Annotated in this window: 19 protein-coding genes; 11 read left to right on the top strand and 8 right to left on the bottom strand. The window is 64.2% G+C overall.

All coding sequences use genetic code 11. From position 1 onward, the window contains the following. Positions 1–92: 92 nt before the first annotated feature. Complete coding sequence (locus FJQ89_RS14980; protein WP_279239593.1) at positions 93–2,438, top strand: DUF8189 domain-containing protein; 2,346 nt, start codon at positions 93–95, stop codon at positions 2,436–2,438. A 26-nt stretch (positions 2,439–2,464) separates the two neighbouring features. Further along, positions 2,465–2,812 carry a hypothetical protein gene (locus tag FJQ89_RS14975; protein ID WP_141170745.1) on the top strand — a complete coding sequence of 116 codons (348 nt, stop codon included), beginning with the start codon at positions 2,465–2,467 and terminating at the stop codon, positions 2,810–2,812. Here FJQ89_RS14975 and FJQ89_RS14970 read toward each other — a convergent pair. From FJQ89_RS14970 to FJQ89_RS14950, 5 genes are all read right to left on the bottom strand, one after another. Next, entirely contained in the window at positions 2,809–2,997 is a 189-nt protein-coding gene (locus tag FJQ89_RS14970; protein WP_141170744.1) for a helix-turn-helix domain-containing protein, read from the bottom strand. The genes FJQ89_RS14975 and FJQ89_RS14970 overlap by 4 nt on opposite strands. 348 nt (positions 2,998–3,345) lie before the next feature. Next, positions 3,346–5,700, bottom strand: coding sequence for a DNA topoisomerase IV subunit A (gene parC / locus FJQ89_RS14965; protein WP_141170743.1), 2,355 nt, complete (start codon positions 5,698–5,700; stop codon positions 3,346–3,348). Between the two features lie 48 nt (positions 5,701–5,748). Next, the gene (locus tag FJQ89_RS14960; RefSeq protein WP_141170742.1) at positions 5,749–7,584 is read right to left on the bottom strand and encodes a J domain-containing protein; all 1,836 of its coding nucleotides are present in this window, start codon (positions 7,582–7,584) and stop codon (positions 5,749–5,751) included. Between the two features lie 12 nt (positions 7,585–7,596). After that, positions 7,597–9,306, bottom strand: coding sequence for a molecular chaperone HscC (locus FJQ89_RS14955; RefSeq protein WP_141170741.1), 1,710 nt, complete (start codon positions 9,304–9,306; stop codon positions 7,597–7,599). Continuing rightward, positions 9,306–11,303 carry a DNA topoisomerase IV subunit B gene (locus tag FJQ89_RS14950; RefSeq protein ID WP_141170740.1) on the bottom strand — a complete coding sequence of 666 codons (1,998 nt, stop codon included), beginning with the start codon at positions 11,301–11,303 and terminating at the stop codon, positions 9,306–9,308. Before FJQ89_RS14950 ends, FJQ89_RS14955 begins: the two co-directional genes overlap by 1 nt. A 463-nt stretch (positions 11,304–11,766) precedes the next feature. Between FJQ89_RS14950 and kdpF the strand changes: the two genes are divergently transcribed. From kdpF to FJQ89_RS14915, 7 genes are all read left to right on the top strand, one after another. Then, a complete protein-coding gene (gene kdpF / locus FJQ89_RS14945; protein ID WP_034746483.1) occupies positions 11,767–11,856 on the top strand; it encodes a K(+)-transporting ATPase subunit F in 90 nt (29 codons plus the stop codon). Further along, positions 11,856–13,661: a potassium-transporting ATPase subunit KdpA gene (kdpA, locus tag FJQ89_RS14940; RefSeq protein WP_141170739.1), complete on the top strand. Its 1,806-nt coding sequence runs from the start codon at positions 11,856–11,858 to the stop codon at positions 13,659–13,661. Before kdpF ends, kdpA begins: the two co-directional genes overlap by 1 nt. 9 nt (positions 13,662–13,670) lie before the next feature. Further along, on the top strand, positions 13,671–15,749 hold the full coding sequence (gene kdpB / locus FJQ89_RS14935; protein WP_141170738.1) for a potassium-transporting ATPase subunit KdpB: 2,079 nt from the start codon (positions 13,671–13,673) through the stop codon (positions 15,747–15,749). Between the two features lie 10 nt (positions 15,750–15,759). Further along, positions 15,760–16,335, top strand: a complete 576-nt coding sequence (gene kdpC / locus FJQ89_RS14930; protein WP_071075472.1) for a potassium-transporting ATPase subunit KdpC — start codon at positions 15,760–15,762, stop codon at positions 16,333–16,335. Positions 16,336–16,556: 221 nt separating this feature from the next. Beyond that, on the top strand, positions 16,557–19,304 hold the full coding sequence (locus FJQ89_RS14925; RefSeq protein ID WP_141170737.1) for a DUF4118 domain-containing protein: 2,748 nt from the start codon (positions 16,557–16,559) through the stop codon (positions 19,302–19,304). Next, a complete protein-coding gene (kdpE, locus tag FJQ89_RS14920) occupies positions 19,301–19,999 on the top strand; it encodes a two-component system response regulator KdpE (protein WP_071075474.1) in 699 nt (232 codons plus the stop codon). The genes FJQ89_RS14925 and kdpE overlap by 4 nt, the downstream gene beginning before the upstream one ends. A 132-nt stretch (positions 20,000–20,131) precedes the next feature. Further along, the gene (locus tag FJQ89_RS14915) at positions 20,132–20,881 is read left to right on the top strand and encodes a TorF family putative porin (protein ID WP_141170736.1); all 750 of its coding nucleotides are present in this window, start codon (positions 20,132–20,134) and stop codon (positions 20,879–20,881) included. 57 nt (positions 20,882–20,938) lie between these two features. On the opposite strand, the gene FJQ89_RS14910 is transcribed toward FJQ89_RS14915, so the two are convergent. Genes FJQ89_RS14910 through FJQ89_RS14900 form a run of 3 tightly spaced genes read right to left on the bottom strand, consistent with a single transcriptional unit; the run spans position 20,939 to position 22,795 of the window. After that, positions 20,939–21,481 carry a ParA family protein gene (locus FJQ89_RS14910; RefSeq protein WP_141170735.1) on the bottom strand — a complete coding sequence of 181 codons (543 nt, stop codon included), beginning with the start codon at positions 21,479–21,481 and terminating at the stop codon, positions 20,939–20,941. Next, positions 21,459–22,463, bottom strand: a complete 1,005-nt coding sequence (gene dapA / locus FJQ89_RS14905; protein WP_243136065.1) for a 4-hydroxy-tetrahydrodipicolinate synthase — start codon at positions 22,461–22,463, stop codon at positions 21,459–21,461. The genes FJQ89_RS14910 and dapA overlap by 23 nt, the downstream gene beginning before the upstream one ends. 23 nt (positions 22,464–22,486) lie before the next feature. Continuing rightward, complete coding sequence (locus FJQ89_RS14900; protein ID WP_243136064.1) at positions 22,487–22,795, bottom strand: hypothetical protein; 309 nt, start codon at positions 22,793–22,795, stop codon at positions 22,487–22,489. A gap of 220 nt (positions 22,796–23,015) precedes the next feature. Here FJQ89_RS14900 and FJQ89_RS14895 point away from each other — a divergent pair, with 220 nt between their 5' ends. Together FJQ89_RS14895 and FJQ89_RS14890 are read left to right on the top strand one after the other, a co-directional pair. Continuing rightward, the gene (locus tag FJQ89_RS14895; RefSeq protein ID WP_205704498.1) at positions 23,016–24,017 is read left to right on the top strand and encodes a gamma-glutamyl-gamma-aminobutyrate hydrolase family protein; all 1,002 of its coding nucleotides are present in this window, start codon (positions 23,016–23,018) and stop codon (positions 24,015–24,017) included. Then, on the top strand, positions 24,014–25,093 hold the full coding sequence (locus FJQ89_RS14890) for an alginate lyase family protein (RefSeq protein WP_141170734.1): 1,080 nt from the start codon (positions 24,014–24,016) through the stop codon (positions 25,091–25,093). The genes FJQ89_RS14895 and FJQ89_RS14890 overlap by 4 nt, the downstream gene beginning before the upstream one ends. Positions 25,094–25,104 lie beyond the last annotated feature (11 nt).

The following is a 25,104-nucleotide window of genomic DNA, read 5'->3' as shown; positions in this document are numbered from 1 at the left end:
TCTTAGCCACCGCTTGCCAGTCTTGATCTGGCGCAAATGCTCCTCCTTTCGCCGTGCCATAGTGAACTGGCAAACAGACGAAGGGAGACATCATGAGCACCGCTAAAACGAAAAAATCACCGGCCACCGGTTCGGCGGAAGGCATGCCTGCCATGTCTTCCATGCAGGCGATGCCGGTCGAGGGCGACGTACGGGCCGACGCTGGCGCGGCAGGCAGCGACGATGCCATGTCCGGGACCCGCCTGGGCATGTCGTATGCCGACCAGGCGGCGCTCACCCAGGGCGCCGCCGCAGCGGATGCCAGCGCCATGCCGGGTGGCGGCATGCAGCAGGCATCGCAGGGCATGGCGGGCGCCAGTTGCATGCACGTGGGCGATGGCGGCGGCATGGGACGTGGCGGCGCTGCCGGTGGCGGCGGCATGGGCGGCGGTAGTGGTGGCGGCGGTGGTGATGGGGGGCAGGGCGGCGGTACGCCACAGACGCGCACCTGCGCCACGATGGACGTGCATCGCCGCCTGCTGAGCGAAGATCCCTCCTATGCGAACGTGCGCGCCGATATCGAAAACCTGGCCGGACTCTATGAGGGTGACAGCGGCATTGCCGGCCGTTCCGGCGTGACGCAGATACCGGTGGTGGTGCACGTGGTGTGGAATACGGCCGCGCAGAATATTTCGGATGCGCAGATCGCCAGCCAGATCGACGTGCTGAACCGCGATTTCCGGCGCGTCAACCCGGATGTGAACAGCACGCCGGCGCCGTTCCTGCCGCTGACGTCCGATGCGCGCGTGGAGTTCGCGCTGGCCACGATCGATCCGAACGGTGCGGCGAGCAGCGGCATCGAGCGGCGCCAGACGGCGGTGGCCTCGTTTGGCGCCGATGATGCCGTCAAATCGCAGGCGACGGGCGGCATGAATGCCTGGCCTGCCGATACCTACCTCAATATCTGGGTGTGCCAGCTCGGTGGCGGCTTGCTGGGCTACGCGCAGTTCCCCGGCGGCCCGGCCGCCACCGACGGCGTGGTGATCCTGCAATCGGCCTTCGGCACGAGCGGCACGGCGGCGCCACCGTTCCACCTGGGACGTACGGCCACGCATGAAATCGGCCACTGGCTGAACCTGAACCATATATGGGGTGATGACGGCACGGGCTGCTCGGGCACGGACAATGTCGCCGATACGCCGAACCAGGGCGGGCCGAACACGGGCCAGCCTTCGTTCCCGCATGTCTCCTGCAGCAACGGACCGAATGGCGACATGTTCATGAACTACATGGATTATGTCGACGATCCCGCCATGTTCATGTTCACGGCGGGCCAGGTGGCGCGCATGCAGGCCTGCCTCGATGGTCCGCGTGCCAGCATCGGTACGGGGACGGGCGGCACGGGCGCCACGCCGCGCCAGAGTTCCTCGCCCGTCGTGGCCTGGGGCGCGAATCGCCTCGACGTCTTCGTGCTGGGCACGGACCGCGCGCTGTATCACAAGGCCTGGAATGGCTCGGCCTGGGCGCCATCGGTCACCGGCTACGAAGGTCAGGGCGGCATTTGTACCAGTGCGCCGCAGGTGGTCTCGTGGGCGCCGAACCGGCTCGATGTGTTCGTCACGGGCACCGACAGCGGCTTGTTCCACAAATGGTGGAATGGCACGGCGTGGTGGCCGTCCCTGACCGGTTATGAGGCGATGGGCGGCTTGTGCGTGGGCGACCCGCGCGCCGTGGCCTGGGGGCCGAACCGTCTCGACGTGTTTGTCGTCGGCACGGACCGCGGCCTGTATCACAAGTGGTGGAACGGGTCTGCCTGGGGACCATCCTTGACGGGCTATGAAGCCATGGGCGGCATCTGCCTGGGCCAGCCGGAAGCGGTGGCGTGGGGACCGAACCGCCTGGACGTGTTCGTCATCGGTTCCGACCATGCGTTGTACCACAAGTGGTGGAACGGCACGGCCTGGGGGCCATCGCTGACGGGCTATGAGCGCCTGGGCGGCATCTGCACTTCGTCGCCGAAGGCCGTGGCGTGGGGACCGAACCGGCTCGATGTGTTTGTCACGGGCACCGATGGCGCGCTGAACCACAAGTGGTGGGATGGCGAGAAATGGGGGCCGTCCATCGATGGCTTCGAACGCCTGGGCGGCATCTGCGAGGGCGAGGTGGAAGCCGTGTCGTGGGCGGCCAACCGGCTTGACCTGTTCGTCATCGGCACCGATAGTGTCCTGTACCACAAGGCCTGGAACGGATCTGCCTGGTCGCCTTCCTTGACGGGCTTTGACAAGCTGGGCGGCGCGTGTACCTCGCGTCCACGCGCCACGGCCTGGGCGGCCAACCGCCTCGACGTGTTTGTCACGGGCACAAATGGCGCCCTGTTCCACAAGGCGTGGAACGGTACGGCCTGGTCGCCCTCCGTGAGTGGCTATGAAAGCCTGGATGGCGTGGTATCGTGCTTCTGACGTCAAAGTGATCAACGGGAGGCGGCATGCACGGCATGACAACGGCACTGCCCAGCGGTAGCTGGACGCATTCCTTCGAAGAGGATGCAGACGGTATCGAGGTGTACCGGCCCACGGCTACATTCGCCTTTCCTCCCAGCCGCAAGGGGCGCAAGGTGCTGGAGTTTGGCGCTGGAACAGGGAGCCTGGAAGGCGGAGAGGCGACGTTGACATCCATGGCGCCCGGCCCCGATGACCGTCCCCGCGCCACTCCTGTTACCCGGCTGGTGCCCCTGGGCATGGGCCGCTATGCGCTCGGTGATGTCAGCGGGGCACAGGACGTGATCGATATCGTCGAGGCGACGCCCGACGTGCTGCGCCTGGCGCGGCGTTAAGGCTTGCCGCGCAGTTTGTACGCGAGCGCCGTGCGGTTGCCTACATCGAGTTTCTGGTAAATCGCATGCAGCTGGTTGCGCACGGTGGCCGGCGACTTGCCCAGTTCCCTGGCGATGCTTTTATACGGCAAGCCTTCGGCCGCCCTGGCCGCTACCAGCCGCTCGGCCGGGGTCAGGCGCTGCATGGGAGCCTGTCTGCAACGTTGTTTGTCATCCTGTTTCTCCTGTCCGTGGGCGGCATGCCGGTGGCGTGCCTGCAGGGATAACGGGAGCGGGTGACGTATTTGTAAAATTATTTTTCTCTGCTGCCGTTAAGTAATGCTCGGGAAATTATTGTGAATTTATGACGAACAGAACCGGATGCTGTGCAAGGCGCCTGCAGCGACGCAGTGCGAGCACTGCTAGCTGCGGGCAACACCGCACAGCGCCGGTTATGGAAGTCAGAAAACACAATAATTTATGGGGGGTTACTTAGATGCGCCAGGCGAAAAAAAAGACAGGCGAACCTGTCTTTTCGTATGAATCGATGGTGCTTAGCCGATGGCCGCCATCGAGACCGGTTTCAGCTTGGCAGCCAGTGCCTTGCCCTTCTTCGCGCGCTTGCCGAAATGCTCGGCCAGGGCGGTGGCGCCGAGCGACGCATCTTGCGGTTTCGCGGCCCGGCCGATGCCCGAGACCACCACGCCGCGCTGCGTGATCGGCTGCACGGCCAGCAGTTTGTCCTTGGCATCGAGGTCGATCAGCTTGACACCGGTGCCGCCCTTGGTCAGGGTTTTCATTTCATCGAGGCCGAACACCAGCAGGCGCGCGCCTTCCGTCAGGCAGGCCAGGGCGCTGGCCGCCTCCGGGATGACTTTCGGTGCCAGCGGTACGTCGCCATCGTCCAGAGTGATGAAGGCCTTGCCGCCTTTCAGGCGGCTGCTCATGTCGCCCGCCTTGGCGATGAAGCCGTAGCCGGCGCTCGTCGCCAGCAGCAAGCTGGTGGCGCCATTGCCCGCAAAGTAGTGCAGGATGCGCACGGCGTTGCCCGGTGTGCCGCCGCTCAGGTCGCACAAGGTCGTGATCGGTACGCCGTCGCCGCGCGCGTTGGGCAGCGCCGAGACGGGAACCGAGTAAATCTTGCCGTTGTTGCCAAAGCCCAGCAAGGTATCGACCGTGCGGCATTCGAAGGCGCCATGCAGGGTGTCGCCCGCCTTGAACGTGAATTGCGCCGCATCGTGGCCGATGCCGGTGCGCGCGCGCACCCAGCCTTTTTCCGAAATGATGACGGTGACCGGTTCATCGACCACCTTCTGTTCTGCCACGGCTTTTTGCGCTTCCTCGATCAGGGTGCGGCGCGCGTCGCCGAACTGCTTGGCGTCCGCTTCGATTTCGCGGATGATGGCGCGCTTCATCGAGCCCGGGTTATCGAGCAGGTCTTGCAGCGACTTTTCTTCCTTGCGCAGCTCGGCCAGCTCCTGCTGAATCTTGATCGTTTCCAGGCGCGCCAGCTGACGCAAGCGGATTTCCAGGATGTCGTCGGCCTGGCGTTCGGACAGCTTGAATGCCTCGATCAGGGCCGTTTTCGGTTCATCCGAATTACGGATGATCTGGATCACCTTGTCGATATTGAGCAGGATCGCTTCGCGTCCTTCCAGGATATGGATGCGGTCCTTGACCTTGCCCAGTTTGTAGCCGGTGCGGCGCGTGACGGTCTCGAAGCGGAAATCGATCCACTCGCGCAGGATGTCGCCCAGCCCTTTCTGGCGCGGACGGCCATCGCCGCCTATCATCACCAGATTGATCGAGGTCGACGATTCCAGCGAGGTGTGCGCCAGCAGCATCAGCATGAATTCCGTCTGGTCCTGGTTCTTCGACTTCGGCTCGAACACCAGGCGCACGGGCGCGGCGCGGCCCGATTCGTCGCGGATGGTGTCGAGCGAATTGAGGATCAGCGCCTTCAGGGCCACCTGGTCCGGCGACAGCGCCTTCTTGCCCAGCTTGATCTTCGGATTCGTCAGTTCCTCGATTTCTTCCAGCACCTTTTGCGACGAGGTACCCGGCGGCAGTTCCGTTACCACGGCTTGCCATTGGCCGCGCGCCAGCTCTTCGATCTTCCAGCGCGCGCGCACCTTCATGCTGCCACGCCCGCTCGCATACATGTCGGCGATCTGCGAGGGCGGCGTGATGATCTGGCCGCCACCGGGGAAGTCCGGGCCGGGAATGATGGCCATCAGCTCGGCGTGCGTCATCTTCGGATCGCGGATCATGGCGACGGCCGCTTTCGCCACCTCCGCCAGGTTGTGCGACGGGATTTCCGTCGCCAGGCCCACGGCGATGCCGGAGGCGCCGTTCAGCAGCACCATCGGCAGGCGCGCTGGCAGCAGCTTCGGTTCTTCCGTCGAACCGTCGTAGTTGGGCTGGAAATCCACCGTGCCCATGCCGATTTCATCCATCAGCAGCTTGGCGATCGGCGTCAGACGCGCTTCCGTGTAACGCATGGCCGCCGCGCCATCGCCATCGCGCGAGCCGAAGTTGCCCTGGCCATCGATCAGCGGGTAGCGCAAGGAAAAATCCTGCGCCATGCGCACCAGCGCGTCGTACACGGACTGGTCGCCGTGCGGATGCAATTTACCGAGCACGTCGCCGACCACGGCCGCCGATTTGCGCGGCTTCGCTGTGGAGTTGAGACCCAGCTCATTCATCGCATACAGGATGCGGCGCTGCACGGGTTTCTGGCCGTCGCACACGTCGGGCAGGGCGCGGCCCTTGACGACGGAGATGGCGTAATCGAGATAGGCGCGCTCGGCAAAGGTGGACAGGGTCAGCGCTTCGCCGTCGAATACCGGTTCATCCGGCAGGGTCGGATCAGGCTGGGCATCGTCAAATAAATTGGTTTGTGTGGACATGGCGCTTGTTTCAGTATGAAGTAGTTGCGTTTGAATTCATGGGGCCGATTATGACAGCCCGGTTGCTTGTGCGGATCTGCGCTGCTGCAGATAAAGATGACGCACGGTGAAATACAGGACAGACAGCGCCAGTACGGCACTCAGCTTGACGATGGCCTGGCCTGGCGGGCCACCGAGCTGACTGGCGAGCAAGAAGGTGGCGGCTGCGGGCGCGATGGCAATTGGCCAGGCTGCGCGCCAGTTCAGCTCGAAAGGAGCAAACAGCATGCCGATGCAGGACCAGACAAACAGCACGGCACCTAGCACATGCGCTGGCGCTGCATGCAGATGTATGGCCAGGAACGCGATGGTGCAACCGATCATCCAGACAGCGCGCAGGCGCGGCAGGAGATGCGCTGGTCCGCCGCTATCGACATACAGTCCCGTCATCGAGCGCAGTGCCAGTACCTGCATGCAGAAAAGCAGCATGATGCCATCGCTCAGTGCCAGGCCGGTATCGGTCCTGTCCAGCGTGAAAACCATGGTTGCCGTAAAGGCGATCAGGATGCAAGCCAGCAGGCGTCCGCGCAGCAGTGCGTAGTTGGCTTTCGCGGCCAGCAGCGCCGTGATGCACAGTCCTAACGAGGTGGTGATGCGCAGTGGAGCAGCAGGCGCAGGTATGAATAGCAGCAGCGCCAGGCACAGGAACGGCATGATCCAGCCCAATTGCCCGAGACCGGGGTGCCTGCGCAGCGCTGGCAGGCAGGCGTGCAGTTCCTCTCGCAAGGAGGCCATCCACGCATATGCCGGCGCCGGCTTTTGCCATGCGTTCATGGCCAACAGCAGGAATGCCAGCACCTGAAAACCGATCAGGCTGGCATAGCCGCCCGCGTTGCTCAGTTCCAAGCCTGCTACGCTGATCACGCCCGAGAGCATGAAATGCAGCACGAAACCCAAGCCGCACGAAGCCAGCGCCGTCTGCTTGAAGTAGCGCTTGGAAAAGACCGCCTGTTCCCATTGCTCGAACAGGTCGGCATCGAGTTTATAGGCCAGCATCTCGCCGTGCTGCCAGCGTATCGCCTGCAGCAGTTCGCGCAATTGCAGCGTGAATTTTTGGTCGAACAGCTGGCGCGCGTAGGCGCTTGGTGCCTGCTGCGACATGATGCAGTCCAGGCCCGGATAGCTGTCGCGGTTGTCGCTGAAATGGGCGAACGAACGGTCCGCCCGGTAGCGCTGCACGGCGCCGCGCACCAGGTCCGCATGGCTGCGCGCCAGGTAGGAAAAGTCGTGGTCCCAGCCCAGCTGCTCGAACAGGGCCTGGCGCAGCGCCAGGTCATAGCCGGCGCTGGCGCAATAGCGCAGCGCGCACAGCTCGAATTCCTCGCGCACGTCGAGGTTCAGCATGGCGTCGTCCTGCAGAATGCCGGCCAGCACGTCGCTGGCATTCGCGTGCCGCGTCAGCGCCAGGCAGCCTTGCCAAAGGTTGGCCGCTTCCTGCACCGGGTCAATGGCAACCACGCCCCACAATTCGGGTGGCGGCATCTGTTCCTGAGCAATGACGCCCCACAGTTCCGCAGGCGCGTCCTGCGCGGCGTCGTCGATGACGCCCCATAATTCGGCGGCTTCTGCGGACGGCGTTTCGGCCTTTGCCATATCTGCCGTTAGCGAGGCAGGCTGCGCTTCAGCCGTTTCCTCAGCCTGTCCCTGCTCCTGCAACTCCGCGGAAAATTGGTGTGCATGGCGCAGCGCGTACTCATACGCTTCGCGCAGCTCCTGGAAGGCGGCCGGATCGTCTTCGGGACGCGTCACCTTCAGGCGCTTCGCGTACGCGCGCTTGAGGGCGCGCTCGTCGCCGGAAGGCTCCGTACCCAGGATATCCCACAGGCTGCGCTGTCCGTTGTGCATGCCGCCGTCCATTTACAGGAAGCTCTCGCTCTCGACCTGGCGCAACACCTCGTCGAGCGCCTGGCGCGCCTTGCGGATGGTGTTCGGGTCCTGCGTTTCCAGCGCGGCCTGGAAGTTCGCCGTGTGCGCCGCCAGGTACTGGCGCACGTCGCCCAGCGACTGTTCGTACAGGCGGTCGGCGCGCGTGACCAGGGTGCGGTTTTCCATCTGCTCGCGCGGGTGGATCTTCAGGTCGGCCAATTCCGCAAAGCGCTGCTCGATCTGTTCCGGCGTCATCACGCCCGCGTTGTCGCTGATGATCATCTTGTGGCGTTCCTGCGTGGCCAGCACCGTCACTTCCGCTTCCAGCACGCCGCTGACGTCGTAGGTGAAGCGCACGTCGATGCCGATCTCGCCCGCTTTTTTTGCGGGGATCGGGAAGCTGATCTTGCCGAGGAAGACGTTGTCGGCTACCAGGCGCGACTCGCCCTGGAAGATCGCCACGTTGATTTCCTTCTGGTTGTCGTAGATGGTGGTGATGTTTTCCGTGCGCGAGACGGGCACCACGGAGTTGCGCTCGATGATGGGCAGGTAATGCCCGCCTTCATACTGGTTTGCGCCGACCTGGCGCGAAATCGAAATACCCAACGAATACGGTGCCACGTCCGTCATGACCACTTCGTCGAGGGCCGCATCGCGCATCTTCAGGCCCGCCTGCACGGCGGCGCCCAGCGCCACGGCTTCGTCCGGGTCCAGGTGAATGGCGGGGAAGCGGCCGAACATGCGCGAGACAAGTTTGCGTACCAGCGGCATGCGCGTGGCGCCGCCGGCCAGCACCACTTCATCGAGTTCCGCGGCGCGGATGGTGGCGTCGCGCAGCGCCCGTTCCACGGGCAGGCGCAGGCGTGCCAGCAGCGGTTCGCACAACTGCGCCAGTCTGTCTTCGCTGATCTCCCAGCTGTATTCCTTGTCCTGGTAGCGCGTGGCCATGCGCACGGATGGCTGCTCCGACAGCAGGCGCTTGACGCGTTCGGCTTCATCGCGCAGCAGCTGCTGCTGGCGCGGGTCGAACAAACGGCTGCCGGCCGCGTCGCGCAAGCCGCTGCCGTCCAAAAAGGCGTCGACCAGCACCGTGACGAAGTCTTCGCCGCCCAGAAAATTGTCGCCGGCCGAGGCGCGTACTTCCATCACGCCTTCGAACAGTTCCAGGATTGACACGTCAAACGTGCCGCCACCCAGGTCGAAGACGAGGAATTTGCTTTCCTGTTCCTTGTCGCGGATGCCGTAGGCCAGCGCGGCGGCCGTCGGCTCGTTCAGCAGGCGCTCCACGCGCAAGCCGGCCAGCTGGCCGGCGATGCGCGTGGCCTTGCGCTGCGCATCGCTGAAATACGCGGGCACGGTGATGATGGCTTCCTCGACCTTGTGGCCCAAAAAGGCTTCGGCATCTTCCTTCAGCGCGCGCAGCACCATCGACGACAGCTCTTCCGGACGGAATTGCTGCGTGCCGAGGGTGATTTTCTTTTCGCTACCCATGTAGCGCTTGAAGACGGCGGCCGTCAGCTGCGGGTGCGTCTGCAGGCGCTCGCGCGCGGCGCGGCCCACCAGCACGGTGCCGTCGTCATCGATGCTGACGCACGACGGCGTCAGGTGCTCGCCCAGTGCATTCGGGATGATGGCAGCCTTGCCGTCGCGCCAGATGGCGACCAGGCTGTTGGTGGTGCCCAGGTCGATGCCGATGATCATCAGATATCCGCCTCCGCCTCATTGCCGTGTTCCTCGATCCAGGCGCGGCGTCCGGCCGCTTCGCCTTTGCCCATCAACATGTTGAAGCGCGCGGCGGAAGTCATGTGGTCGATTTCGCCCAGGGTCACGGGCAGCAAACGGCGCGTGTCCGGGTTCATCGTCGTTTCCCACAGCTGCTCGGCGTTCATCTCGCCCAGGCCCTTGAAGCGCGAGATCGACCAGGCGCCCTGTTTCACGCCTTCCTTGCGCAGCTTGTCCTCGATGGCGACCAGTTCGCCGTCGTCGAGCGCATAGATTTTCTGCATCGGCTTCTTGCCGCGCGCCGGCGCGTCCACGCGGTACAGGGGCGGGCGGGCGATGCAGATGTGGCCTTTGTTGATCAGGGCCGGGAAATGCTTGAAGAACAGCGTCAGCAGCAGTACCTGGATGTGCGAGCCGTCCACGTCCGCATCCGAGAGGATGCAGATCTTGCCGTAGCGCAGGCCGGACAGGTCGGGCGAGTCGTTCACGCCGTGCGGATCGACGCCGATGGCGACCGCGATGTCGTGGATCTCGTTATTCGCAAACAGGCGGTCGCGGTCTGTTTCCCACGAGTTCAGAACCTTGCCGCGCAGGGGCAAAATCGCCTGGAATTCCTTGTCGCGGCCCATCTTGGCCGAACCACCCGCCGAGTCGCCCTCGACGAGGAACAGTTCATTGCGCGTGATGTCCGACGATTCGCAGTCGGTCAGCTTGCCCGGCAGGACGGCCACGCCCGAGGATTTTTTCTTTTCCACTTTTTGCAGCGAGCGCTGACGCGACTGCGCCTGCTTGATCACCAGATCGGCCAGCTTCTTGCCGTAGTCGACGTGCTGGTTCAGCCACAGTTCCAGCGGTGGCTTGGTGAAGGTCGAGACCAGGCGCACGGCGTCGCGCGAGTTCAGGCGTTCCTTGATCTGGCCCTGGAATTGCGGGTCCAGCACCTTGGCCGACAGCACGAACGAGGCGCGCGCAAACACGTCTTCCGGCAGCAATTTGACGCCTTTCGGCAGCAGCGAGTGCATTTCGACGAAGTTTTTCACGGCGCCAAACAGGCCGTCGCGCAAGCCCGATTCGTGCGTGCCGCCATTCGAGGTGGGAATCAGGTTGACATACGATTCGCGCACGATGGCGCCTTCTTCCGTCCACGCCACCACCCAGGCCGCGCCTTCGCCTTCGGCAAAACCTTCCGAGTCCGGGCCTGCGTACTGCGCGCCTTCGAACAGGGGAATCAGGGTTTCGCCATTCGATACCTGCGCCAGCGATTCGGTCAGGTAGCCGCGCAAGCCTTCCGCGTACTGCCAGGTTTGCGTGTCGCCCGTTTTCGCGTTGGTCAAGGTGACGGTGACGCCGGGCAGCAGCACGGCTTTCGAGCGCAGCAGGCGCTGCAGCTCGGTTTGCGAGATATTCGGCGAATCAAAATACTTCGCGTCGGGCCAGGCGGTGACGCGCGTGCCCGACTTCTTGCCGTCGCGCGGGGCGGGGCGGGAACTCAGGGGCTCGATCACGTCGCCATTCGCAAACACCATGTGATGCAGGCCGTTGCCATCGCTTTCCTTGCGCCAGACGGTGATTTCCAGGCGCGTCGACAGCGCATTGGTGACGGACACGCCGACGCCGTGCAAGCCGCCCGAGAACGCGTAGGCGCCGCCCGAACCCTTGTCGAACTTGCCGCCCGCGTGCAGCCGTGTAAACACGATTTCCACCGTCGGCACGCCTTCTTCAGGGTGGATGCCGACGGGAATGCCGCGGCCATTGTCTTCGACGGTGATGCTGCCATCCGTATTTTGCGTGACGGCGATATGCGTGCAATGACCGCCCAGCGCCTCGTCGGAGGCATTGTCGATCACTTCCTGAATGATGTGCAGCGGATTTTCAGTGCGGGTGTACATCCCCGGGCGCTGCTTGACGGGTTCCAGTCCTTTCAGGACACGGATGGATGATTCGCTGTAGTCGGATGCTGGTTTTTTAGTGGCCATACGTGTTCAAGCTAAGTAAAGACAGTGGTTGGAACGCCAGGCCGGGGCACTGCGGGGCGCAGTGACAACGGCGGCGATAACTGTATGAATATACAGTATATTCCGTCCAGCGTCACTGGCAGAGGGCAGTGCGGCAGGCTTGGCGTCCTTGTGCGGACGCTCGCGCATTCTATCTTGTCCAGCGAGCAATAGCGCTACTCCAGGGCAACAACAGTGCGCCGTGCGCGTGGTTTGGCGCCCATTGTGAAGGATTTTATGCGGCAAAGCCGCCGTTTTTACATCTTGTTTACAAGCACCTCTCCAGTCTTTACAAATTTTTTAGACCCTTTTGGCTAATCTGCTCACTATCAAAACAAACCTGAATGAGGGTGGGAATGGATATCGTGTATCTCGGCTTGATTGCCGTTTTTTTCGTCGTGGCGGCCGGCTTTGCCGTCGCCTGCGACAAATTAGGGAGCGTCAAATGAACGCGTTTTATGTGCTGGGCGCCGTGGTCTCGGCTGGCCTGCTCGTGTACCTGCTGGTGGCGCTGCTGAAAGCGGAGGAACTGTGATGACGACGCAATCGATATTGCTGCTGGTGGCCTTCCTGGCCGTACTGCTGGCCGCCGGCTATCCGCTGGGTCTGTACATGGCCAGGGTGGCCGGCGACGGCCCCGTGCGCGGCCTGGGCTGGCTGCAAAAATTTGAAAACCTGCTGTACCGCTGGTCCGGTCTGCCTGCCGACAAGGCCATGGGCTGGAAAAGCTACGCCATCGCCCTGATCGTCTTCAATACCGTGGGCGCCGTCTTCGTGTACGGCCTGCAGCGCCTGCAGGGTTTCTTGCCCCTCAATCCACAGGGCCTGGGCGCCGTCAGCCCCGATTCATCGTTCAATACCACCGTCAGCTTCGTCGCCAATACCAACTGGCAGGGCTACGGCGGCGAGCAGACCATGAGCTACCTGACCCAGATGCTGGGTCTGGCATGCCAGAACTTCTTTTCGGCGGCCACCGGCATCGCCGTGATCTTCGCGCTGGTGCGCGGCTTCGCCTCGCGCTCGGGCAAATCGATCGGCAACTTCTGGGTCGACCTGGTGCGCTCCACGCTGTACATCCTGTTGCCGCTGTCGCTGGCCCTGTCCGTCGTCTTCATGGGCGAAGGCATGATCCAGAATTTTTCCGCCTACAAGGAAGTGACCCTGCTCGACCACGTGGCGTATGAAACGTCGAAAATGACGGCCGATGGTCAGCCCGTGCTCGATACGGCCGGCAAACCTGTGATGGAAGCGCAAGTGGCAACCACGCAGACGATCGCCATGGGCCCCGTCGCTTCGCAGGAATCGATCAAGCTGCTGGGCACGAATGGCGGCGGTTTCTTCAATGCCAATTCCTCGCATCCGTACGAGAATCCGACCGTGCTGTCGAACTTCCTGCAGATGCTGGCTATTTTCATCATTCCCGCCGGTCTGTGCTTCACCTTTGGCCGCATGGTGGGCGACCTGCGCCAGGGCTGGGCCGTGCTGGCCGCGATGACCCTGATCTTCGTCGTCATGACGGTTGGCGTGATGAGCGCCGAGCAGCAAGCCTATCCCGCCTTGCAAGCCTTGGGCGTGGACCAGCAGGCCAGCAGCCTGCAATCGGGCGGCAATATGGAAGGCAAGGAAACGCGCTTCGGCATCAGCTCCTCGACCTTGTTCGCGGCAGTGACGACGGGGGCATCGTGCGGTGCAGTCAATTCCATGCACGACTCCTACATGCCCCTGGGCGGCATGGTGCCGCTGCTGCTGATGCAATTCGGCGAAGTGATTTTCGGCGGCGTGGGCACTGGCCTGTACGGCATGCTGATGTTCGCCATCCTGGCCGTCTTCATCGCCGGCCTGATGATAGGCCGCACGCCTGAATACCTGGGCAAGAAAATCCAGGCCTATGAAATGAAGATGGTGTCGCTGGCCATCCTGGTCACGCCAGCCCTGGTATTGACGGGTACGGCGATCGCCGTGATGGTCGAACCGGGCAAGATCGGCGTGGCCAATCCGGGCGCGCACGGCTTCTCGGAGATCCTGTATGCCTTCACCTCGGCGGCCAACAACAACGGCAGCGCGTTTGCCGGCCTGTCCGCCAACACGCCGTTCTACAACGTGATGCTGGCGATCGCCATGTGGTTCGGCCGTTTCGGCGTGATCGTGCCCGTGCTGGCAGTGGCCGGTTCGCTGGCGGCCAAGCAGCGCCTGTCGGCCAACGCCGGCACCATGCCTACGCACGGCCCCATGTTCATCGGCTTGCTGATCGGCGTGGTGGTGCTGGTCGGCGTGCTCAATTACGTTCCCGCGCTGGCCCTGGGCCCGATCGTCGAACACCTGCAACTTTTTACAAAATAAGAGGCTACCATGTCACGCACAAGCCTGACCTTGTTCGATTCCGCATTGATTGGCCCTGCCATCGTCGATGCGTTCAAAAAACTTGACCCCCGCACGCAGTGGCGCAGCCCCGTGATGTTCGTCGTCTATGTCGGCAGCATCATCACGACCCTGCTGGCCATCCAGGCCCTGAACGGCCAGGGTGAAGCGCCGTTCGGCTTCATCATCGCCGTCGCCGTGTGGCTGTGGTTTACCGTGCTGTTTGCGAACTTCGCCGAAGCGCTGGCCGAAGGCCGCAGCAAGGCCCAGGCGGCCTCGCTGCGCGCCCTCAAGCAGACGGTGATGGCAAAGAAAATGCAAACGCCGAAGTACGGCACCTCCTGGCTGCCTACGCCAGCGACCGACCTGCGCAAGGGCATGACGGTGCTGGTCGAGGCGGGTGACGTGATTCCCGCCGACGGCGAAGTGACGGCCGGCGTGGCCTCCGTCGATGAAAGCGCCATCACGGGCGAATCGGCGCCCGTCATCCGCGAATCGGGCGGCGACTTTTCGGCCGTGACGGGCGGTACCCGCGTGCTGTCGGACTGGTTGCTGGTGCGCGTGTCCGTCAACCCCGGCGAAGCCTTCATCGACCGCATGATCGCCATGGTCGAGGGCGCCAAGCGCCAAAAGACGCCGAACGAGATCGCCCTGACGATCCTGCTCGTGGCGCTGTCGATCGTCTTCCTGATCGTCACCGTGACCTTGCTGCCGTACTCGCTGTTTTCCGTGGCGGCGGCCGGCAGCGGCACGCCGGTCACCATCACCGTGCTGATCGCACTGCTCGTGTGTTTGATTCCGACCACCATCGGCGGTTTGTTGTCCGCCATCGGCGTGGCCGGCATGAGCCGCATGATGCAGGCCAATGTAATCGCCACCTCGGGCCGCGCCGTGGAAGCGGCCGGCGACGTGGACGTGCTGCTGCTCGATAAAACGGGCACCATCACCCTGGGCAACCGCCAGGCCTCGACCTTTGTGCCGGCCCCCGGCGTGACGGAGCAGCAGCTGGCCGACGCGGCGCAACTGGCCTCGCTGGCCGATGAAACGCCGGAAGGGCGCAGCATCGTCGTGCTGGCCAAGCAGAAGTTCAACATCCGCGAACGCGAGATGGCCAGCCTGCACGCCACCTTCGTGCCCTTCACGGCGCAAACGCGCATGAGTGGCGTGGATATCCCGGGCGAGCAGCAAGTGCGCCAGTTGCGCAAGGGCGCGGCCGATTCCATGAAAAAGTACGTGGAAGCGCTGGGCCAGCCGTATCCGCTCGAGGTGTCGCGCGCCGTCGACGATATCGCGCGCCGTGGCAGCACGCCGCTGGTGGTGGTCGACGACGGCCGCGTCATGGGTGTCGTGGAACTGAAGGATATCGTCAAGGGCGGCATCAAGGAGCGTTTTGCGGAACTGCGCCGCATGGGCATCAAGACCGTGATGATCACGGGCGACAACAAGCTGACGGCTGCGGCGATTGCCGCCGAGGCGGGCGTGGACGATTTTCTTGCCGAAGCGACGCCGGAGGACAAGCTCAAGCTGATTCGCAGCTACCAGTCCGAAGGCCGCCTGGTGGCGATGACGGGCGACGGCACCAACGATGCCCCTGCGCTGGCGCAGGCCGACGTGGCCGTGGCCATGAACTCGGGCACGCAGGCGGCGAAAGAGGCGGGCAATATGGTCGACCTGGATTCGAATCCGACCAAGCTGCTGGAAATCGTTGAAATCGGCAAGCAGATGCTGATGACGCGCGGTTCGCTGACGACGTTCTCGATTTCGAACGATATCGCCAAGTACTTCGCCATCATCCCGGCGGCGTTCGTGGGTACCTATCCGCAGTTGAAGGCGCTCGACATCATGCACCTGGCCAGCCCCGCGTCGGCCATCATGTCGGCCGTGATCTTCAATGCCTTGATCATCGTCGTGCTGATCCCGCTGGCGTTAAAAGGCGTGCAATACCGGGCCATCGGCGCGGCCAGCCTGTTGCGCCGCAATCTGCTGATCTACGGCCTGGGCGGCATCATTTTGCCCTTCATCGGGATCAAGCTGATCGACATGCTGCTGTCCGCACTCAATTTAGTCTAAAGGAACCATCATGAGCACTATCGTACGTCCCGCCCTGGTCCTGTTTGCCGCGCTGACCGTGATCTGCGGCGTCGTTTATCCGTTTGCCACGGCCGGTATCGGACAGCTGGCTTTCAACGATGAAGTCAACGGCAGCATCGTCGAGCGTGGTGGCAAGCCCGTCGGCTCGATGCTGATCGGCCAGTCCTTCACCTCGCCCAAGTATTTCTGGGGCCGGCCATCGGCCACCGCGCCGATGGCCAATAACGGCGCCGGCTCGGGCGGCTCGAACCAGGGGCCGACCAATCCCGCCCTGGTGGACGCCGTCAAGGCGCGCATCGCCGCCCTGAAGGAAGCTGATCCCGGCAATACGCGCGCCATTCCCGTCGACCTGGTGACGGCGTCGAGCAGCGGCCTGGACCCGGAAATCAGCCTGGCGGCCGCCCTGTACCAGGCGCCGCGCGTGGCCCGCGTGCGCGCAGTGCCGCTGGCGCAGGTGGAAAACGCCATCGCCAAGGTGCAGAAAACCGCATATATCGGCTTTTTCGGCGAACCACGCGTGAATGTGCTGGAACTGAATCTGGCGCTTGATGCCATGGCAAAGTAAGCTGGCAACGGTACGCAGGCCAGCAAACGTTGGCCTGGATCGGCGTAGGTCGGCTTAGCGCAGCGTAAGCCGACACCACCACCAGCCAGGCCAACGATGTTGTCGGATTACGCGCTTGCGCGCCTCGGCGGCCCCGCTAATCCGACCTACGTGGTGACGTCGCCGCTTGACGCCACGGCAAAATAACAAGATAGCATTACGCAAGTAGATTAAAATACAACATGCTCCCCAACGACAGCCAACGCCCCGACCCTGATGCCCTGCTGGCGCAAGTGCAGGCGCAGGAAAAGAAAGCCGCGCGCGGCCGGCTGCGCATTTATTTCGGCGCCTCGGCCGGTGTCGGCAAGACCTATGCGATGCTGGCCGCCGCCCGCAAACTGCTGGCCGATGGCCAGGACTTGCTGGTGGGCGTGGTGGAGACGCATGGGCGCCAGGATACGGCGGCCCAGCTTGACGGCTTGCCTGTGCTTCCCCTGAAGGCCATCGAGTACCGGGGCAAGACCTTGTTCGAGTTTGACCTGGACGAAGCCCTGCGCCGCGCGCCGTCGCTGATACTGATGGATGAACTGGCCCATTCGAACGTGGCCGGTTCGCGCCATCCGAAGCGCTGGCAGGACGTCGAGGAATTGCTGGCGGCCGGCATCGATGTGCTGTCGACCGTGAATGTGCAGCACCTGGAAAGCCTCAATGATGTGGTGGGGGGGATTACCGGCGTGCGCGTGGCCGAAACTCTGCCCGACACGGTGTTCGACCGCGCCGATGAAGTGGTGCTGGTCGATATCCCGGCCGACGAACTGCTGCGCCGCCTGAAGCAGGGCAAGGTATACCAGCCGCAGCAGGCCGAGCGTGCGTCCCAGCATTTTTTCCGCAAGGGTAACCTGATCGCCTTGCGCGAACTGGCCTTACGCCGCACGGCGGACCGGGTGCAGGACGACGTGCAGGCTTACCGCGTCGAGAAATCCATCAATCCCGTGTGGAAGACGGGCGCCGCGCTGCTGGCCTGCGTGGGGCCGCACGCGGGGGGCGAACACGTGATCCGCAGCACGGCGCGCCTGGCCAGCCAGCTGAATGCCGAATGGCACGCGCTGTACGTGGAAACGCCGCGCCTGCAGCACCTGCCGGCGCGCGAGCGTGAACGCATCCTGAAAACGCTGAAACTGGCGCAGGACCTGGGCGCGCGCACGGCCATTGTGCCGTCGGCCGACATCGCCGGCGCCGTCGTCGAATATGCGCGCAATGCGAATATCTCGAAAGTCATCGTGGGCCGTGGCCGTGGCCGAGCCAATGTACTGGCGCGCCTGTGGCAGGCGCCGCCGTCCGTGCGCATGGCCAGTCTGGCGCCCGATATCGATTTGATCGAGGTTGGCTTGCCAGCAGCCGATGCGGCGCTGCGGCGCGCGGCGGGCGACGATGCGCCGGCGCCGCGCAGGCCATCGCGCCATTGGCGTTACCTGCTGGCCGCCGGTGCCAGCCTTGGCACGGCCCTCGCCTCGGTGCCCCTGCAACCCTACCTGGATCTGGCCAATATCGCCATGCTGTCGTTGTTGACGGTGGTGCTGGTGGCCGTGCGCCTGGGGCGCGGACCGGCGGCGCTGGCCAGCCTGGTGGGCGTGGCCTGCTTCGATTTCATCTTTGTGCCGCCGCGTTTTTCGTTTGCCGTGGGCGATTTTCAGTACGTGATCACCTTTGGCGTGATGCTGGCCGTAGGCCTGATCACGGGCCACCTGACGGCCGGCCTGCGCTTCCAGGCGCGCGTGGCATCGCACCGTGAAGCGCGTGCCCGCGCCCTGTACGAGTTTTCGCGTGAATTGTCCGGGGTGCTGCAGACGGAGCAGATTTTCGACATCACGAAAAGCGCTATCGAGCGGGCTTTCCGCGCGCGCGCCACCTTGCTTTTACCTGATGATGAAGGCAGCTTGCAGACGCCGAACGGCGGCGAGCCGCTGGACATGGGCATCGCGCAGTGGGCCTTCGACCATGCGCAGGCGGCGGGGACGGGCACAGATACCTTGCCGGCTTCGCCTATTTTCTACCTGCCGCTGATCGCGCCGATGCGCACGCGGGGCGTGCTGGCGCTGTTGCCGCTGGAGGCACCAACGCACGGGCGCTGGCTGCTGGTGCCGGAACAGCGCCAGCACCTCGATACCTTTGCCGCCCTGGCGGCCATCGCCCTCGAACGCGTGCACTATATCGACGTGGCCCAGGGCGCGCTGCTGCAGATGGAGTCCGAGCGGCTGCGCAATTCGCTGCTGGCGGCCCTGTCGCACGACTTGCGCACGCCATTGACGTCGCTGGTGGGACTGGCCGAGTCACTGGCCCTGTCGCGGCCAGCCTTGTCGCCCGCGCAGCTGGACATGGCGCGCTCGCTGCAGTCCGAAACCGTGCGCATGAGCGCCCTGGTGGCGAACTTGCTGGACATGGCGCGCATCGAAAGCGGGCAGGTGCGCCTGAACCTGCAATGGCAGGCGCTGGAAGAAGTGGTGGGCAGCGCGCTGCGCGCCAGCGGCCCGCAATTGCAGCAGCATGCCGTGCAGACGCAGCTGGCGCCGGATTTGCCGCTGGTGCGCTACGACGCCGTGCTGATCGAGCGCGTGCTGTGCAACCTGCTGGAAAACGCGGCCAAGTACACGCCGCCCGGCAGCACCATCACGGTCGCGGCCGGGGTGCACGGCCAGTTCCTGCAGGTGAGGGTGTTTGACGATGGCCCGGGCCTGCCGCCCGGCCGCGAAGAAGCCATCTTTGAAAAATTCACGCGCGGCGAACGCGAATCGAACAAACCGGGCGTCGGACTGGGGCTGGCCATTTGCCGCGCCATCGTCGAAGCCCACGGCGGCACCATCCACGCGCAGCCGCACACGCCGGGACAGGGCGCTGCCATCGTCTTCAGCCTGCCGCTGGGCACGCCGCCTGCGCCGCCAGAGATCGAGCTCGATGACGCCAACGACTATGAAACAGGAAAACCATCATGAACGAACCTTCCGCCACCGCCTTGCTGGTCGAGGATGAACCGCAAATCCGCCGCTTCGTGCGCGCCGCGCTGGAAGACGAGGGCTGGCAGATTTTCGAGTCCGCCACCATGCAGCGCGGCCTGATCGATGCGGGCACGCGCCGGCCCGACCTGATCGTGCTGGACCTGGGCCTGCCCGACGGCGACGGCATCGACTTCATCGCCGACATCCGCAAATGGTCGGCCGTGCCCATCATCGTGCTGTCGGCGCGGGTCGACGAAGAGGACAAGATACGCGCGCTGGACGCGGGAGCCGACGATTATCTGACCAAGCCGTTCGGCGTGGGCGAACTGCTGGCCCGCGTGCGCGCCACCTTGCGCCGCCAGCGCCAGCCCGCCGCCAGCGACGATGGCGTGGTGCAGTTCGGCGACGTGCGGGTTGACCTGAAGGACCGCCTGGTGACGCGCAACAAGCAACTGGTGCACATGACGCCGACGGAATTTCGCTTGCTCTCGGTGCTGGTGAAGAACGCGGGCAGGGTGGTCACCAATCCGCAGCTGCTGCGCGAAGTGTGGGGGCCGTCGAATAGCGAAAACGGCCATTACCTGCGCATCTACATGGGGCATCTGCGCCAGAAGCTGGAAGCCGATCCGGCCCAGCCGCAGTATCTGCTGACGGAAACGGCCGTCGGCTACCGGCTGCTGCTGCCGCTCTAACACCTTTGAATCCCCTGTTGGAAAACGGGCGCCGCGCGCGCCGGGGGGACGCTTTACCGAAAATTTTTGCAGCGGCGGGCCAGCTGCGCCATGTTGGCAAAGGCCCATACCACCCATGAAGAAGAAAAAACCATGAATAAAATGCTACTTGCACTTGCCGTCGCGACCGCCTTTACGGGCAGCCTGGCCCACGCGGAAGAGGCCAAGCCCGACAACGAAGTCAGCTTCAACGTGGCCGGCGTGTCCGACTACCGTTATCGCGGCATTTCGCAGACGCGCTTGAAACCTGCGCTGCAGGGCGGCGTCGACTACGTCAACAATCCGACCGGTCTGTATGCGGGCGCCTGGGCTTCCACCATCAAGTGGACCAAGGATGCGGGCGGCAGCGGCGATGTGGAAGTGGACCTGTATGCGGGCAAGCGCGGCCAGCTGACCAGCGATATCGGCTACGACGTGGGCGTACTGGCGTATGTGTATGCGGACAACGGCTTGAAGCATATCGACGGCCTGGCCAATGCGGACACGCAGGAAGTCTACGGCCAGCTGTCGTATGGCCCCGCCTATATCAAGTATTCGCACGCCGTCTCCAACCTGTTCGGTATCGTCAACAGCAAGAACAGCGCTTACCTGGACATCGGCGCGAATATCGACCTGACGAACGGCTGGACCGGCAACCTGCACGCGGGCCACCAGAAGGTCAACAACAATGATGCGGCTAGCTACACGGACTGGAAAGTGGGCGTCACGCGCGATTTCGGCGTGGTGACGGGCGCGCTTGCCGTGATCGGCACGAACGCGGGCAAGTCGGCCTATGCGTCGCCAGTGAATGGCAAATTCATGGGCAAGACGGCGCTGCTGCTGACGGTCAGCAAAACGTTTTAATTAACGGAGATGAGAGAAGAGGCGGCGCATGCGCCGCCTTTTTTTGCGTGCCGAGTTTTATGCTTGCAGGTTAAAAACGGCGCAATACAGCTGTCCCAGGCTGACCACGCGGGCGGCCGGAATCTGTGCGGCCAGGGCATGGGCGGGGGCCGCTTGTGTGTCCGTTGCCAGCAGGACGCGCAGGTCCGGATTGACGCTGCGCGCGTGCGCGATGCGGCGCGCCAGGCCAGCCTGCGCGTCGCCGTCCACGACGCCGTCGAGCGGCACCACCAGTACGCGCGCGGCGATCAGGGCCGAACGGCTGCCCATGGAGTCGCGGCCTTCGCTGTCGATGACGATGTCGTGGTAGCAGTTCACCAGGTGTTCCAGCTCCGGCTGCAAGCCCTTGGCGCTGATGGCGCGCGCCATCAGGCGCGGCTGCGTCAGGCTGCCATGCCTGGCCTCATCGTGCATATTCCTGGCCTGCTCCATGGCGCCCTGGCGTGGATCGGCATCGAGCAGCAATACTTTGCGTCCGGCCAGTGCACGCGAGGCGGCCAGGCGCCCGGCCAGGATGGATTTCTCCATCCCCCCGCGTTCATCCGTGATGGCGATGATCATCTTGGCGCACGGCTGGCATGATGTTGGAAGCGGAGACCAGCTGCAGCAGACAGCCTTCACGCGGCGCGTCCCTGTCGCTGGCGGTCCATACGGGCAGTTCCATCAGGGGCTCGAGTGCTTCGGCCAGCTTGTGCTGGCCGGCGGACGACATCGGCGTCATCGGCAGGCGCAGCTCGTCGCGCACCTTGCCCTGCATGGCCAGTGCCGCCTTCACCGGGCCAGGATTGGGTTCGGCAAACAGCAGGCGGATGACGGGCAGCATGACCTTGAACAGGGCGCCGGCGGCGCCGTGGCGGCCCTGCCTGACCAGGTGGTACAGCTGCGCATACAGGTCGGGGCGTACCTGGGCGGCGGCCGACATGGCGCCGTGGCCGCCCATGGAAAGGCTGGCCAGCAGCAGCGCATCGTCGCCGCACAGCACATCGAGGCGCGTGTCGAGCAGCAGTTCGCCCAGTTGTTGCAGCTTGCCGCCCGCTTCCTTGATGGCGACGAAGTGCGAGTCGCGCGCCAGCAGCGCCGCTGTCTGCGGTTCGAGATTGACGCCCGTACGTGCCGGCACGTTGTACAGCACGATGGACTGGTCGGTGGCGGCGGCGATGGCCTCGAAGTGGCGCACGATGCCGTCCTGCGAAGGGCGTACATAGGACGGTGCCGAGATCAGCAGGCCGGCCAGCGGATGGTCGTGATAGCGCTGTACCGTGGCGACGACGCTGCGCGTATCGCTGCCGCCGATCCCCATCACGACGGGGAAGCGGGGACCGATGGCTTCGAGCACGCTATCGAGCAGCATGGTGTGTTCCGCGGCGCTCAGCATGGCCGCTTCGCCCGTGGTGCCGCACACCACCAGGCCATCGACGCCGCTGGTGGCCAGCTCGCTGGCCAGCTGCTGGGCGGCGTCGAAGTCGATCTCGCCGTCACGGAATGGCGTGACCATCGGCACCCAGATACCCTGGAAGTGCGCGGTGATGCGCGATGAGGACATCGCCTGCTCACAGGCATACTGGTTCATAGCGATTTCCCCTGGCTGATACGGCCAAATTCCGCCGCCGGCAGCAGGCGCATGACGGCATCCATGGTCAGGCGCAGCGCCGGCTCCGTCACGCACAGCCAGACCTTCATGCGTTCGGCGTGGTCGACCGCCTCGACGCGCATGAACGACAGCATGCCGCCGCACGTCCTGACGACCAACTGGCGCAGCTCGGCCAGGCAGGACTTGTCGACCGTGATATGCATGAGGAAAGTGGGCAGGCGGGGATGGCGGTGGGGCAGTGCTTGATGTGCTTGATGCGTTTGCAGGCGTGAATGGGGTTCCATGGTGGCTTTGCAGCGGTGGTTGAGGTACGTTCAAGATTAGCAGCGGGAGCGTAAAGATTCTCTAAAAAGCGGGGCCGTCGGCGTAAACGGACTGTATGCAGTTTTATTGCCGGCGTGTTGCGTGGATGCGCCGCGCCTGTGCTTTTGTTACAAAATTGAATCGTGCTTTGGGAGGCAGGGGTTTATATTGAAAGCGTCCCCGCTTTCAGTCAGCCTTGCCATGTCAGACGAAAAAGATCCCCAGCATCCCCCTTCCACCGATCCCGCAGCGCCAGCGCCGTCAAGGCCTGACCGCGTGGGCCGCCGGGCGCCAGATGATGAGCACCGTGCGCGCGATGCGGCCCCCCGCTACCTGAAGGACAACGATACGCCGCTGGCGCTGGCCTGGCGCGTGATCTCGTCGCGCTACCGCTCCATGCGCGACAAGGCCAGCCGCGATTTCATGCGGCGCACCCTGCGCATCGGCATCTCGGCGCGTATTTTCCATCCGGAGCCGGGTGCCACTGGCCTGCGCAGCAAGAACCTGCAATACTTGGAAGAGTCGATCGCGCAGTGGGTCATGTCGCGCGATGTGCTGGTGTTCATGATCCCGACCGTCAATACCAGTGGCCAGCTGCATCCGAGCAATATTACCTTGCGCCACTATGCGCGCCACCTGGACGGCCTGGTGCTGCAGGGCGGCGCCGACGTCTCGCCGCAGACGTATTCCGAGGCGGCCACGCGGCCGGAATGGAGCGGCGACCGCGCGCGCGACCTGTACGAACTGGAACTGCTGCACGAATTCGTCGACGCGGGCAAACCCGTGCTGGGCATATGCCGCGGCTGCCAACTGATCAACGTGGGCTTTGGCGGCACCCTGTACCAGGACATCGCTTCGGACGTGGAGGGCGCGACTTCCCACGTCAACGACCTGTATGACCGCCACCGCCACACCATCGTCTTCCCGAAAGGCTCGTCGCTGGCGGGCATGTTCCCGAAGGCAGGCGAGGCGCTCGTCAATTCCATCCACCACCAGTCGGTCAAGGAGCTGGGGCGCGATATCACCGTGGAAGCGTATTCGCAGGGCGACAATATTGTCGAAGCCATCCGCTACCAGCGTGCGCGCTTCGTCATGGGCTTGCAGTGGCACCCGGAATTCCATTCGGCGGGCGGCGTCGAACTGCTCGATTGCACGCCCATCCTCGATAACTTTTTGCGCGCGGCGCGGGAGACGCGGTTTTGAGTACGCATCTGATCCGCCGGCGCATTGTGCTGGCCAGCCTGCTGGCGCTGCCCCTGACAGGCTTGCGCGCCGCGCCGCGCCCGCATGAGGGGGCGCTGCCGTTTGCGCTGACGTCCGCCGCGCGCGCGCGCGCGCTCAAGGCGCGGGTGGCGCAGGCCATTGCCGAGCAGGTGCTCAAGGCGGCGCGCAAGGATGCGGCGCGGCCCGTGCACCTGATGGCCGAAGTGCGCACGGGCGGTTTGCTGAAGGGAGAAGGCGGACGCGAGACCAGCCAGCAGGCGCAGGAGGACTGGCGCCAGGTGCGCCTGCAGGCGCTGGCCTGGAGATTATCGGGCGAGATGGCGCATTTCGAGGCAGCGCGCCAGTTGCTGCTGGCCTGGAGCGGTACTTATCAGCCATCGTTCAGTCCCGTCGACGAGACGGAGTTGGCCAGCCTGCTGATCGGCTTTGACCTGATACAGGAGCGCTTGAACGGCGTCGAGCGCGAACAGGTGCAGGCGTTTTGCCGCACCCTGGCGCAGGGGTATCTGAGCGATCCCATCAAGGTGGGCGGCCCTTCCACGGCGCGCAACAACTGGCATAGCCATCGCATCAAGATCGGCACGGCCGCCGCGTATGTCACGGGCGACGCCTTGCTGATCGCGCGCGCGAAGGAGCGCTTCCTGGCGCACGTGCCGCGCAATATCGGCGCCGGCGGCGTGCCCTTCGACTTCGAGCAGCGCGACGCCCTGCATTACACCACCTACAGCCTGGAGCCGCTGCTGACGACAGCCCTGATGGCGCAGGCGCATGGCGACGACTGGTATGGTGCGCCGGAAGCGCGGCGCCTGGCCGAGGCACTGGCCTGGCTGGCGCCGTATGCGCAGGGCCGAAAGACGCACGAGGAGTTCGCGAAAAGCGCCGTGCCCTTCGACCGCAAACGCGTGGCGGCCGGTGAAAAGGGCTTTACGGGGAATTGGGAGACCAAGGGCGCCGCCAATGTGTATCTGCTGGCGGCGCGCTTCGATCCCGCTTACCTGCCGCTGGCGCTGGAATTGCGCCCGCCAGCCTGGGCGCTGGCGCTGTACGGCGCTTAGTTAGAACTTCG

The organism is Janthinobacterium tructae, assembly GCF_006517255.1.
GTDB classification, from domain to species: Bacteria; Pseudomonadota; Gammaproteobacteria; order Burkholderiales; family Burkholderiaceae_D; genus Janthinobacterium; species Janthinobacterium tructae.
This window is presented reverse-complemented; position numbering and strand designations above follow the sequence as displayed.